Annotated in this window: 10 protein-coding genes; all 10 read right to left on the bottom strand. The window is 71.8% G+C overall.

Annotation, left to right across the window (positions count from 1 at the left end; genetic code table 11):
• Window positions 1-113: 113 nt before the first annotated feature.
• The 10 genes from RWE79_RS23250 to RWE79_RS23205 all read right to left on the bottom strand — a co-directional run bounded on the left by RWE79_RS23250 (window position 114) and on the right by RWE79_RS23205 (window position 12,914).
• Complete coding sequence (locus RWE79_RS23250) at window positions 114-2,492, bottom strand: glycoside hydrolase family 3 N-terminal domain-containing protein (protein WP_475941994.1); 2,379 nt, start codon at window positions 2,490-2,492, stop codon at window positions 114-116.
• 244 nt (window positions 2,493-2,736) lie between these two features.
• Window positions 2,737-4,080, bottom strand: a complete 1,344-nt coding sequence (locus RWE79_RS23245; RefSeq protein WP_475941993.1) for a glutamine synthetase family protein — start codon at window positions 4,078-4,080, stop codon at window positions 2,737-2,739.
• On the bottom strand, window positions 4,077-5,543 hold the full coding sequence (locus RWE79_RS23240; protein WP_475946044.1) for an amino acid permease: 1,467 nt from the start codon (window positions 5,541-5,543) through the stop codon (window positions 4,077-4,079). The genes RWE79_RS23245 and RWE79_RS23240 overlap by 4 nt, the downstream gene beginning before the upstream one ends.
• A gap of 243 nt (window positions 5,544-5,786) precedes the next feature.
• Window positions 5,787-6,758 carry a hypothetical protein gene (locus tag RWE79_RS23235; protein ID WP_475941992.1) on the bottom strand — a complete coding sequence of 324 codons (972 nt, stop codon included), beginning with the start codon at window positions 6,756-6,758 and terminating at the stop codon, window positions 5,787-5,789.
• Window positions 6,759-7,068: 310 nt separating this feature from the next.
• Complete coding sequence (locus RWE79_RS23230) at window positions 7,069-7,821, bottom strand: anti-sigma factor family protein (protein ID WP_475941991.1); 753 nt, start codon at window positions 7,819-7,821, stop codon at window positions 7,069-7,071.
• Complete coding sequence (locus tag RWE79_RS23225; protein WP_475941990.1) at window positions 7,818-8,387, bottom strand: sigma-70 family RNA polymerase sigma factor; 570 nt, start codon at window positions 8,385-8,387, stop codon at window positions 7,818-7,820. The genes RWE79_RS23230 and RWE79_RS23225 overlap by 4 nt, the downstream gene beginning before the upstream one ends.
• 96 nt (window positions 8,388-8,483) lie before the next feature.
• A complete protein-coding gene (locus RWE79_RS23220) occupies window positions 8,484-8,855 on the bottom strand; it encodes a YccF domain-containing protein (protein WP_475941989.1) in 372 nt (123 codons plus the stop codon).
• The gene (gene htpX / locus RWE79_RS23215; protein ID WP_475941988.1) at window positions 8,852-9,709 is read right to left on the bottom strand and encodes a zinc metalloprotease HtpX; all 858 of its coding nucleotides are present in this window, start codon (window positions 9,707-9,709) and stop codon (window positions 8,852-8,854) included. Before htpX ends, RWE79_RS23220 begins: the two co-directional genes overlap by 4 nt.
• 149 nt (window positions 9,710-9,858) lie before the next feature.
• The gene (locus RWE79_RS23210; protein WP_475941987.1) at window positions 9,859-11,340 is read right to left on the bottom strand and encodes an NADH-quinone oxidoreductase subunit N; all 1,482 of its coding nucleotides are present in this window, start codon (window positions 11,338-11,340) and stop codon (window positions 9,859-9,861) included.
• Window positions 11,340-12,914, bottom strand: coding sequence for a complex I subunit 4 family protein (locus RWE79_RS23205; RefSeq protein WP_475941986.1), 1,575 nt, complete (start codon window positions 12,912-12,914; stop codon window positions 11,340-11,342). Before RWE79_RS23205 ends, RWE79_RS23210 begins: the two co-directional genes overlap by 1 nt.
• Window position 12,915: the final 1 nt, after the last annotated feature.

The raw sequence follows: 12,915 nt of genomic DNA, 5'->3' as shown, positions 1-12,915 counted from the left end.
CCGGTTACCGGTTACCGGTTACCGGTTGCCGGTTACCGGTCGCCGGTCGCCGGCGAGGTGAGGTGAGGTGGGGGCGACGGCGGCGCGGCCGGTGGGCCGCGCCGCCCTCGCCGTCAGTGGACGGTCAGGGCCGCGGTCCGGGCGCCGGCGGAGAGCTCGTAGGAGCCGGGGCGTACGGAGCGCGGGCCGTTGCCGGCGATGTCGCCGGTGGTGACGGCGAGCCGGGAGAGGGGGAAGGTCAGGGTGACCGTCCGGCTCTGGCCGGCCTTGAGGTGGACGCGGGTGTAGGCGGCCAGCCGGGTGGGCGGGGTGAGGACGGCGCCAGGGGGCTGCTTCGCGTAGAGCTGCACCACTGTGTCGCCGTCGGTGGTGCCGGTGTTGGCGACCTCGACGGCGGCTCTGACGGTGCCGTCGCGGGAGACGGTGGCGTCGGCGAGGGTGAGGTCGCGGACCTCGTACGTGGTGTAGGAGAGGCCGGAGCCGAAGGCGAACAGCGGGTCGTAGCCGGAGCTGGCGCCGCCGTTGGTGCCGGGGAGCTGCTGGTAGTACATGGGCTGGTCGCCGACGGTCCTGGGCCAGGAGACGGGGAGGCGGCCGCTGGGGTCGGCCCGGCCGAAGAGGACGTCGGCGACGGCGGTGCCGGCTTCGCTGCCGGGGAGCCAGGCCATCAGCAGCTGGTCGGCGTCGGCGGCGTCGCCCAGGACCAGGGGGCGGCCGGCGAGGACGACCACGACGACCGGCTTGCCGGTGGCCTGGAGGCGGTCGACCAGGGTCTGCTGGGCGGCGGACAGTTCCGGGGTCTCGTTGTCGTTGACGCCCTCGGCGCCGGGTTTCTCGCCGACCACGACGACCGCGGCGGTGGTGTCGCCGTCCTGGGTGCGGGCGACGGCGTCGTCGGCGGTGCCGGCCAGGACGGTGCGGTCCGCGCCGAGCAGTTCCCTGACCCCTTCGTAGACGGTGACGCCCGGGTCGGTGACGCCGTCGGGGATGCCCTGCCAGCCGATGGTCCAGCCGCCGTTCTGGTCCGGTACCGAGTCGGCGCCGGGGCCGGCCACGACGACCTTGCCGGTGCCCGCGCCGGTGGACAGCGGCAGTACGTCGTCGTCGTTGCGCAGCAGGGTCATCGACTCGGTCGCCGCCCGTACGGCGAGGGCCTTGTCGGTGCCGAGGACGGCGGCGTCGGCCTTGGCGGCGTCGACGTAGGGGTGTTCGAAGAGGCCGAGCCGGTACTTGAGGGTGAGGATGCGGGAGACGGCTTGGTCGAGGCGGGCCGTGCTGACCTTGCCGTCGCGCACCTGCTGGGTGAGGCCGTCGATGTAGCCGTCGACGCTGCCGGGCGGCAGCATCGCCATGTCGACGCCGGCGTTGACGGCGATGCCGGTGGCGTCGGCGTAGCTGCCGGTGAGGTGGTAGGCGGTCTGGAGGTTCTTCACGTCGTCCCAGTCGCTGACGACGACGCCCTTGAAGCCCCACTGCTCGCGCAGCAGATCGGTGAGCAGGTAGTGCGAGGAGTGGGCGGGGATGCCGTTGACGGCGCCGGAGTTGACCATCACGGTCATGGCGCCGGCGTCGACGGCGGCCTTGTAGGCGGGCAGGATCGTGTCCTGGAGGTAGCGCATGTCGAGCTGGGCGGGAGCCCGGTCGTGGCCGTTCTGCGGTTGGGAGTAGCCGGCGAAGTGCTTGACGGTGGCGGCGACCTGGCCGCTGTGCTGGAGGCCCCTGACGTTGCTCGCGCCGAGCGACCCGGCGAGGTAGGGGTCTTCGGAGTACGTCTCGTAGTAGCGGCCCCAGCGGGTGTCGCGGGCGATGTCGAGTACCGGCGCGAAGTCCCAGGTGGGTCCGGTGGCCTTGACGGCGGCGGCGGTGGCCCGGCCGAGCCGCTCGGACAGTTCCGGGTCCCAGGTGGCGCCGAGGCCGAGCTGCTGGGGGAACTTGGTGGCGCCGAGGATGTTGTTGTGGCCGTGCACCGCGTCGACGCCGTAGACGATGGGGATGTGCAGCCGTGAGTGGTCGAGGGCGTACTTCTGCACGGAGTTGACCATCTCGGCCCAGTCCTTGGGCGTGTTCTTGACCGGTGTCTCGCCGCCGCCGGACAGGACGGAGCCGACGTGCTGGTCTCCGAGGATGCGTTGCATGCAGGCGGGGCTGAGTTCGCCGCCGGACCAGTTGCAGTCGCCCTGCATGGTGACGACGGCCGGCTGGGCGGTCTGGCCGACCTTTTCGGCCAGGGTCATCCGGCCGAGCAGGTCGGCCACCCGCTGGGCCACCGGAAGCTTCGCGTCCAGATAGGCGGGGGTCCGGGCCGAGGCGGGGGCGGGCGCGGTGCCGAAGGTGAGCAGGGCGGTCGCGGCGGCCAGCGCGGCGACGGTGAGGCGGGCCCGGCGGCCGCGGAGACGTAAGGATCTGCGGGGCTGCTGGGACTGTTTGGGCTGCTGGGACTGTCGGGGTTGCTGGGGGCGTCGAGGATGGCTGGATGCGGTGACGGGAAGCACGGGTGAAGGCCCTTCGTCGGGGACGACGTTCGGGAGAGCGCTCTCAGAGCGCGGGGACGGGCGCCCCCGCGCGGCGTGCTGTTCCAGGACTTTTACACAGCGTCATCGAATGCGATCGAATGCGGCGTCCGAGCGCGGTTCCCATTGACGCACCGTTGTTGAACATGCGTCAAGATTCGGGTTCGCGTTCAGAAGTTGTGGCAGCGCGGCCGGGGGCCCGGTGGGCGGCCCCCGGCCCGGCGGCTCACGCGCGGGAGAAGCCCCGGCGCAGCTCGGCGTCGGTCACCTGCAGGCGCTGGCCGTCCAGTTCGGTACGGGCGGCGTGCGCGTGGTGGGCGGCGACGTCGGGGGTGAGCAGACGCGCGGGAAGGTCGCCGTCGAGGTAGACGGCGAGCGCGTCCTGCAGGGTGGGCGGCACCGACGGGGAGCCGGTGTCCTGGTAGGCGCTGCCGGTGGCGGCGGGCGGTGGCTTGAGGTCCTGGTCGATGCCGTGCTGGGCGGCGGCGAGCGCCGCGGTGAGGGCGAGGTAGGGGTTGGCGTCGGCCCCTGGCAGGCGCAGCTCCAGGTGGAGACCGCGGCCGTGGCCGACGACCCGTACGGCGCAGGTGCGGTTGTCGCGGCCCCAGGTGTAGCGGGTGGGGGCGAACGAGTCGGGCACGAAGCGCTTGTACGAGTTGACGGTGGGGGCGTAGAGCGGGGTGAGGGCCGGCAGGGCGTCCAGGAGGCCGGCGACGCACTGCCGGGCCAGCGGGGACAGGGCACCGTCCTCGTCGGGGAAGAGCGGCTCGCCGTCCTGCGTCCAGAAGGACAGGTGCAGGTGGAGGCCGTTGCCGACGCCGGTCTGCGGGGCCGCCATGAAGGTCGCGGCCAGGCCGGCCCGGTCGGCGAGGTGCCTGGCGGCGTGTTTGAAGACCAGATGCCCGTCGGCGGCGGCGAGCGCGTCGCCGTACGGGAAGGTGACCTCGATTTGGCCGAGGGCGGCCTCGGTCTTGATCGCCTCGACGGGCAGCCCGGCCCCTGCGAGGGCGGCGGACAGCTCGCGGAAGTACTGGTCGAGGGGGGCGGGGTGGTCCAGCGCGTAGTCCAGGTTGTCGGTGACGGCGGGCCTGAGCTTGCGGTAGCCGCGCCGGTGGGCCCGGGCGTGGGTGCCCTGGTAGAGGACGTACTCGGTCTCGATGCCCGCCCTGACGTGGATGCCGCGCGCCGCCAGGGCGTCCAGCCGGCGGCGAAGCATGCGGCGCGGCGCCGCCTCCACGGGCCGGCCGTGCTCGTCGACGGCGTCGGCCAGCAGCAGCGCGGTGCGCGGGAGCCAGGGCAGAAGGCGCAGGGTCGTGGGGTCGGGGACGAGCCGCAGGTCGCCGTAGCCGGTGGCCCAGGAGGCGAGCGCGAAACCGTCCAGCGGGCGCATGTCCATGTCGGTGGCCAGGACGTACGCGCACATCTCGGCGCCGTCGGTGAGTACGTGGTCGAGGAAGTGGCGGGCGCCGTGCCGCTTGCCCTTGAGGCGGCCCTGGAGGTCGGGCAGGGCGAGCAGGACGGTGTCCACCTCGCCGCTGTCCGTCCGGCGGCGCAGTTCGTCGGGGCTCACACGACGTCCTGGGCGAACTCGGCGCGCTCGGCGGCGGATCCGTAGACCGGCACCTCGTACGAGCGGCGGCCCCGGGTCAGCCACAGGACGGTGGCGACGGCCAGGACCGCCAGCAGCGCCACGACCGAGTAGTTGAAGGACTTGGCGGTGACCGGGGAGACCGGGGGCAGGCAGAAGAGAACGGTGACCAGGACCACCCAGACCACGGCGGTCCAGCCGATCGGCCTGCTCCAGCGGCCGAGGTTCCAGGGTCCGGGGACGAACCGGTCGCCGGCCCGCAGCCGCAGGTAGACGGGGATCGCGTAGGCCGGGGTCATGCCGATGACGTTGATCGCGACGACGGCGGTGTACGCGGTCGGGGAGTACAGGGACGGCAGGGCGAGGACGAAGGCGACACCGACCGCGAGCCAGACAGCGTTGACCGGCGTGCGGGTGCGGCCACTGACCCGGCGCCAGAGCGCGGACCCGGGCATGGCGCCGTCACGGGAGAACGCGAAGACCATCCGGGAGGCGGCGGCGACCTCGGCGTTGCCGCAGAAGAGCTGGGCCACGATCACCACCAGCAGCAGCGCCTTGGCGCCGCCCTCGCCGAGCGCGTCCAGGAAGATCTGGGCGGGCGGCACACCGGTGGCCGAGCCGACGGTGCCCGCGTAGTCCTGGATGGCGAAGGTGAGGCCGGCCAGCAGGACGAAGCCGGCGACCCACGACCACAGGATGGAGTGGACGATGCCCTTGGCCGCGCTGACCTGGGCCTGGGTGGTCTCCTCGGACAGGTGGGCGGAGGCGTCGTAACCGCAGAAGGTGTACTGGGCCAGGAGCAGCCCCAGGGCGCCGACGTAGAGCGGGCTGGTCCAGCCGGTGCCGTTGGCGAAGTGGCCGAAGACGAACCCGGCGGACTGGTGGTGCGAGGGCACGACGGCGAGCACGCCGACGATCACCGCGACCCCGCCGAGGTGCCACCAGACGCTGACCGAGTTGAGGATGCTGACCAGCCGGACGCCGAACAGGTTGAGCGCGGCGTGCAGCAGCAGGATGACCGCGAAGATGACCAGGATTCTGCCGGGCGTCGGCGTGAAGCCGAACTGGAGGTTGAGCAGCGCCCCGGTGAACGCCGCCGCCCCGTAGTCGATGCCGGCTATGCCGCCCAGCAGGCCGAGCAGGTTGAACCAGCCGGTGAAGTAGCCCCAGCGCGGGCCGCCGAGCTGGTCGGCCATGTAGTAGAGGGCGCCGGAGGTCGGGTAGGCGCTGGTGACCTCGGCGAGGGCGGAACCGAGCAGCAGCACCATGAGCCCGACGCCGACCCAGCCCCACAGCATGACGGCGGGGCCGCCGGTGCCGAGGCCGAAGCCGTAGAGGGTCATGCAGCCGGAGAGGATGGAGATGACCGAGAAGCTGATCGCGAAGTTGCCGAACGGGCCCATACGGCGGGCGAGTTCGGGCTGGTAGCCCAGACGTCGCAGCATCGCCTCGTCGTTCAGGCCGTGGACACCGTCGTCTGACGGCTGGGAGAAGGACACGTGGACCTCCGGTCGGGAGCGGAAGGGACGGGGGTACGGGGGTACGGGGGTACTGGGCTGGCGGTACGGAGGATCAGGCGCGGGCCCGGCGGTGGCACGGCGGGCGGTGGCACGGCCGGCGGTGGCACGGCGGGCGGGCGCGGCGGCGCGGCGGGCGCGGCGGGGCCCGGCCCGTTCCGGGGGGAGTGTTCACGGGCGGGATCCGGCGCCCAGGAAGTGCCGGCCGGCGCGCTGGAACTCCTCCTCCCAGCGCTGCGGGGCGTCGGCGATGTCCTGCCAGGGAGTGGGGGTGGCGTGCGGCCCGATGGCCCGGAAGACATCGGAGCCCCCGTCGAAGCCACCCGCGTAGAGCGCGTGCCCGAGGTGGTTGAGGTCGAGGGGCGAGCGGCCGGCGGGAGCCGACCGGTGGAACCAGTCGTGCAGGGCGCGGGCGGTGTAGTGGGTGACCTGCTCGCTGATCCAGTAGAGGGCGAGTCCGCCTGCGGCGCCGCTGCGCAGCCGGGAGCGGTAGTCCTCGGCGTAGGCATAGAGCGGCAGTACGAGAAGGGCGGAGCCCGGCGGCGCCCAGGAGGCCACCCAGCGCACGTAGTCGAAGGCGTTGATCCTGCGGGCGTAGAAGACCTGGAGCATGCGGTGCCAGGCCTCGCGGTTGTACGGGTCCCGTTGGTAGACCTCTTCGAGCAGGCCCCATGGGCCGGTGGGTAACAGCCCTTCCGGCGGCGGGACACGGTGCTCCGGGAGGTGCTGGCCGATGTCGGCCAGGGCCAGGGAGAGCAGGCACACCCAGGGGACGGGGTCCGCGGGGCCGAACCGTGCCGCGTCGTGGGCCACCAGGCGGGCCCGGGCGGCGAGGCGTTCGGCGTCGCGATGGCCGGCGCGGTGGGCGGCGAGCGCCCGCTGCGCCATGACCCGGGCCTCCATCATCACGGCGTCGGCACTCGCGGGGTCCTCGGCCAGCCAGGCGGCGACCGCGTCGGTCCGGGCGGCGGCCACGGCGAGGACCTGGCTGCGGGCGGTGCGTAACGACCAGTCGTCGCCGGTACGGGCGAGGAGTTCCCTGGTCTCACGCCAGCGGCCGGTGCGTAAGTCCTCCAGCGCCAGGCGCAGCTCGCCGTCGGAACCCGCCGGATGGTACTGCGGCACGTACTCCCCGCCGGACATCGAACGCTCCCCCTGAGACGATGCGATCCCGGAGCCGGCGGCCCGCCGTGGTTACGGCAGGGGGTCGCCCGACTCCGTTGCGTAGATCGTCGGGGACACTACCACCGCTCCGGGGCACACGCAGGAATCCCCGGAATTCGACGGGGCAATTCCGCTTCACCCCGCGCGGAAATACGGCCGGAAATGAACGTGGCACCGCCGGGAGAAGTCCGGCGGTGCCGTGTTCGTCCTGGAAAATCAGGACACCCAGGGAAATGCAGGAATTCAAAGGAATTCAAGGGGATTCCGAGGGCTTCGGGGCCGGGGGCCCTCAGAGGGAGGCGGAGACGTACTGCTTTCCGTCGGTGTTCTCGACCAGTACGGAGGCGACGTCCCCGGGCGCCACGGCCGCGGAGCCGTCGAGGCCGGCGGGCTTGCCGTGCCCGTCCTCCTCGCCGGCCACCCAGCTTCCGGCGATCTCCCTGCTGCCGTCCTTGGCGACGACCACCAGCCGGCACCGCTGCCCCGCCGGGACCCCGGTGACCGAGGCGTTGACCCGGACCCACCTGGCGGCCGGGGTGACCCGCACGGTGAGACCGGCCTTGGTGCCCGGGTCGGTGGCCGAGACCACCCTGACACCGACGGGCGCGGTCGAGCCCGGCGCGGTGGACGCCGACGCCGTGGACGCCGACGCCGTGGGCAGCGACACCACGGCCCCCGGGGCACCGCTCTGGCCGATCAGCACGCCGCCGTAGAGAACGACCCCCGCCGCGGCCGCGGCGACGGCACCGATGGCGGCGTACCGGCGCCGGTCGCGGCCGGCGCGCTCGGCGCGGGCCCGTCGCAGGGTGCGCTGGAGCAGCAGGTGCCCGCCCTCGGGGGGGCCGTCGACGAACGCCTCGGGCGGCACCTCACCGAGGGCCTGCTCCATCTCCCGCAGCTCGGCCAGCTCGTCGCGGCACGGATCGCAGGAGGCGATGTGCTCGTCCACGGCCCTCACCTCCTGCTCGCCGAGGACGCCGAGGACATAGGCGGTGAGCTGCTCGCTGTCATGACGCCCGCTGTCGTGCTGCGTCGTACTCATGCCGCCACCTCCCGCAGTGCGACCGGTTTCTGCGTGTTCGCATTCTTATTCGCGTAGACCTCTCTCAAGGTCTTGAGAGCGTAGTGCGACCGGGATTTCACGGTACCCGGCGGTATTCCGAGTTTTTTCGCGGCTTCGGCGACGCTCCGGCCCCGGAAGTAGATTTCCAGGAGCACGTCGCGGTGATCCGGCGAAAGCCGGTCCAGTGCCTCCATGACGACCAACGAGTCCACGACCTGCTGGGCGTGGTCCTGCTGCACGGGCGGGGTCGCCGGGGACTCGGCCACCTCGGTCGGCCTGGCCGCCCTGGCCCGGTAGCGGTCGGTGATGATGTTGCGGGCGACCGTGAGCAGCCAGCCGCGCACCGACCCCTTGCCGTTGACGAGCGCCTCTGGGTGCTTCCATGCCCTGATCAGCGTCTCCTGCACCACGTCCTCGGCGGCCCCCCGGTCACCGGTGAGCCGGGTCGCGTACGCCAGGAGCGCGGCCCCGTGTTCTTCGTAGAGCGATCGGATCAGCACCTCGTCACTGGTGCGCTGCCGAGTGCGGGACCACAATGCCGCCATCCACTCACTCCGTCCTCTTGGCGGTTCCTGACGAACACGTGGGAGGACGGTGGGTGGTTCAGGGCGCAACTGTGTGACCTGGGTCACATATTGACGTCAGAGGTCGACGATCTCCCGGCCGAGCGGGACCAGCGATATCGGGACCATCTTGAAGTTGGCGATGCCGAACGGGATTCCGATGATCGTCAGGCAGAAGCCGATGCCGGCGATGATGTGCCCGAGGGCGAGCCAGATACCGGCGAGGATCAGCCAGATGAGGTTGCCCACGAAGGACGCGGCGCCGGCGTCGGGGCGTTCGACGGTGGTCCGGCCGAAGGGCCACAGGACGTAGTTGGCGATACGGAGGCTGGCGATACCCCACGGGATGGTGATGACGAAGACGAACATCAGCAGCCCCAGCAGGGCGTAGCCGATGGCCATCCACAGGCCCCAGACGATCAGCCAGATGATGTTGAGCAACGTCCTCATCGGTGACCTGCCATTTCTTCCAGCCGGGCGATGCGCTCGGCCATGGGCGGATGCGTCGAGAAGAGCTTCGACGCGTCGCCGGGACGGAACGGGTTGGCGATCATGAGATGACTGGTGGTTTCCAGACGCGGTTCGGGCGGCAGCGGGAGCTGCTTGGTGCCGGCGTCCAGCTTGCGCAGGGCGCTGGCCAGGGCGAGGGGGTCACCGGTGAGCCGGGCACCGGAGGCGTCGGCCTCGTACTCGCGGGAGCGGCTGACGGCGAGCTGGATGACGGAGGCTGCCAGCGGGCCCAGGACCATCAGGGCGAGCATGCCGAACAGACCGGGGCCGTCGTCGTCGTCGGAGCGGCCGAAGGGGATCAGCCAGGCGAAGTTGGCGAGGAAGACGATCACGGAGGCGAGGGCGCCGGCCACGGAGGAGATGAGGATGTCGCGGTTGTAGACATGGCTCAGTTCATGGCCGATGACACCGCGCAGCTCACGCTCGTTGAGCATGCGCAGGATGCCGTCGGTGCAGCAGACCGCCGCGTTGCGCGGGTTGCGGCCGGTGGCGAAGGCGTTGGGGGCCTCGGTCGGCGAGATGTACAGCCGGGGCATGGGCTGGCGGGCGGCGGTGGAGAGCTCGCGCACCATGCGGTAGAGCGCGGGGGCCTCGAACTCGCTGACCGGGCGGGCGCGCATCGCGCGTAGAGCCAGCTTGTCGCTGTTCCAGTACGCGTAGGCGTTGGTGCCCAGGGCTACGACGAGCGCGACGATCAGTCCGGTACGGCCGAAGAAGCTGCCGATGACCAGGATGAGTGCCGACAGTCCGCCGAGGAGTACGGCGGTCTTGAGCCCGTTGTGCCGGCTGTGCACGGTGCGTCCTCCAAGATCCCCTGCTGAGTTCTCTCCACTTCAGGAGAACCTCCCGTAGGGGGCAACGCCACCGGAAAGACGTTAGTTCCCTTGTGCACGCCTCACAGCGGGGTCACAGCGGGCTCACGGTGGGCCTCGGGGCGGGGCCCTCAGAGCAGCCCCGCCGTGGCGAAGCGGAGGACCAGCTGGGGGGCGCCGGACAGGGCGATGCCGAGGACCGCGCTGAGGGCGATGGCGGCGGTGAGCGGAGCGGGCGGACGCGCCGGTACGGCGGCCCCCTCGGGCTTGGCGAACAGCAGCGCGGTCCAGCGCAGGTAGTAGACCAGGGCCACGACGACGTTCAGCGCCATGATGACGGCGAGCCAGCCGAGCCCGGCGTCCACGGCCGAGGAGAAGACCGCGACCTTGGCGAACAGCCCGATGACCCCTGGCGGCAGCCCGGCCAGGCAGAGCAGGAAGAACGCCAGCGACAGGGCCGCCAGGGGGCGGCTCGCGTACAGCCCCCGGTAGTCGGTGAGGCGGTTGTCGGGCGCGGAGCGGGCCACCAGGGCGGCGACGGCGAAGGCGCCGAGGTTCACGGCGCCGTACATCAGCGCGTAGGCGATGGTGGTGCCGATCTCGGCGGTGCCGGCGTACGCGGCCGCCGCGACCGGAACCAGCAGATAGCCGGCCTGGCCGATGGAGGACCAGGCGAGCAGCCGCACCGCGCTGCGCGAGACGTCCGGCCGCTGGCGCAGGGCGGCGACATTGCCGACGGTCATGGTCAGTGCGGCCAGGACCGCGACGGCGGGGCCCCACACGTCCGCGTACGGCTTGAGGGCGACGACCGTGACGAGGATGAGGCCGGAGAACCCGGCCGCCTTGCCGACGACCGACAGATAGGCGGCGATGGGCAGCGGGGCGCCGGTGTAGGTGTCGGGCACCCAGAAGTGGAAGGGCGCGACGGCCAGCTTGAAGGCGAAGCCGACGATGGTGAGGGCTGCGCCCGCCTTGGCGAGGGTGTCCAGCCGGGGGTCGACGCCGGTGAGGCCGTGGGCCAGGGCGGTGAGGTGCAGGGTGCCGGTGGCCGCGTACAGGAAACTGACGCCGAGAAGGGTGACGGCGGTGGCGGCGACGGAGGACAGGAAGAACTTCAGCGCGGCCTCGCCGGCGAGCCGGTCGCCGCGCCTGATGCCGACGAGGGCGAAGGCGGGGAGGCTGGCGACCTCCAGGGCGATGACCAGCGTCGTCAGGTCGCGGGCGGCGGGCAGCAGGGCCGCGCCGGACGCGGAGGACAGCAGCAGGAACCAGTACTCCCCGGCCGGCAGTTCGTCCATCGTGTGGAAGGACACCAGGGCCGTGAGCAGCGCGCCGCCGATGACCAGCAGCTGGACGACGAGGGTGAAGTGGTCGGCGACGTAGCTGCAGTCACGGCCGGCGGTGGTGAGGCAGAAGGTGCTGCGGTCGCCGTCGAGCAGCGGGAGCAGGCTCAGCCCGGCCAGGGCGAGGCCGCCGACGGTGAGCAGGCCGAGCAGCGGCTTGCGCCGCTCGCTGACGAACAGGTCGGTGACCAGCACGATCAGCGCGAACACGGCCACGACGACCGGCGGCGCGATCGCGATCCAGTCGACGGACTGGACGAGGGAACCCATCAGCTGCCTCCGAGGAGGGTACGCACGGCCGGGTCGGTGAGGCCGAGCAGGAGCGCCGGCCAGAGCCCGGCGATGACGGTGAGCGCGACCAGCGGGGTCCAGGCCGCGAACTCGTAGCTCCGCACGTCGGCGAGGACCGGTTCGGTGGCCTCGGCGGTGGTCCGCTCGCCCATGCAGACCCGGCGGACCACGACCAGCAGATACGCGGCGGTGAGCAGGGTGCCGAAGGCGGCGATGGCGGTGAAGGTCAGATACGCGCCCCGGTGCAGGCCCGGGGCGGGATCGAAGGAGCCGAACATCGCGAGCATCTCGCCCCAGAACCCGGCCAGCCCCGGCAGGCCGAGGGAGGCGACGGCCCCGAAGGCCAGCAGCCCGCCGAGGCGGGGTGCGCGGCCGTAGAGCGCGGCGCCGGTCCGGCCGGCGAGGCGGTCGAGGTCGGTGGAGCCGTAGCGGTCCTTGAGCGAGCCGACCAGGAAGAAGAGCAGGCCGGTGATGAGGCCGTGGGCGATGTTGGCGAAGAGCGCGCCGTTGACGCCGGTGGGGGTCAGGGACGCGATGCCGAGCAGCACGAAGCCCATGTGGCCGACGGAGCTGTAGGCGATGAGCCGTTTGAGGTCACCGCCCGCGCCCTGCCTGGCCAGCGCCAGGCAGGCGAGGGATCCGTAGATGATGCCGATCACGGCGAAGGCGGCCAGGTAGGGCCCGTAGGTCCGCATCGCGCCGGGGGTGACGGGGAGCAGGATCCGGACGAATCCGTAGGTGCCCATCTTGAGCAGGACACCCGCCAGGAGGACCGAGCCGACGGTGGGCGCGGAGGTGTGGGCGTCCGGCAGCCAGCTGTGCAGCGGCCACATGGGGGCCTTGACGGCCAGGCCGATGCCGATGGCGAGGGCGGCGATCAGTTGCGTGGTGTGACTGAGGTGTACTCCGCGGGCACTGTCAGTGGCGAGTGTCACCATGTCGAATGTGCCCGCTTTCAGCCCGATGAGGAGCAGGCCGAGCAGCATGACCACGGAACCGAGGAGCGTGTAGAGGATGAAACGCAGGGCGGACCGCTCACGGCGGTCGCCGCCCCAGCGGGCGATGAGGAAGTACATCGGGATGAGGACCGTCTCGAAGGCCAGGAAGAACAGCATCAGGTCGAGTACGGCGAAGGTCGCCAGGGTGCCCGACTCCAGGAGGAGCAGAAGCGCGACGAAGGCCCTGGGAGAGGGGCCGGCAGGCATCTTGAAGTAGCTGTAGACCGCGCAGAGGAAGGTCAGCAGCGCGGTCAGTACCAGGAGGGGGAGGCTGATGCCGTCGATGCCGAGGTGGATCCGGATGCCCAGCGCCGGGATCCAGCTGATGTCGGTGCTCGCCTGCATCGTGGCGGGGTGGTCGTGGTCGAAGCCCGCCGCGAGGGCGACGGTCACCGCGAGCACGAGACCGGTGACGGTCACGCCGTGCCGCAGGACGGCCTGGTCGGGGCTCCGCCCGCGCAGACCGGGTGGCGGCGGGAGCAGGGCCCCGGCCGCGCCGAGCAGCGGCAGAACGACGGTGGCCGCGAGCAGGTACTGGAGAACGGTGTGGTTCACG

The sequence above is a fragment of the Streptomyces sp. RLA131 genome, from assembly GCF_056270125.1.
Note: the sequence above shows the minus strand (reverse complement) of the source record. Positions and strands in the feature narration are given on the sequence as shown.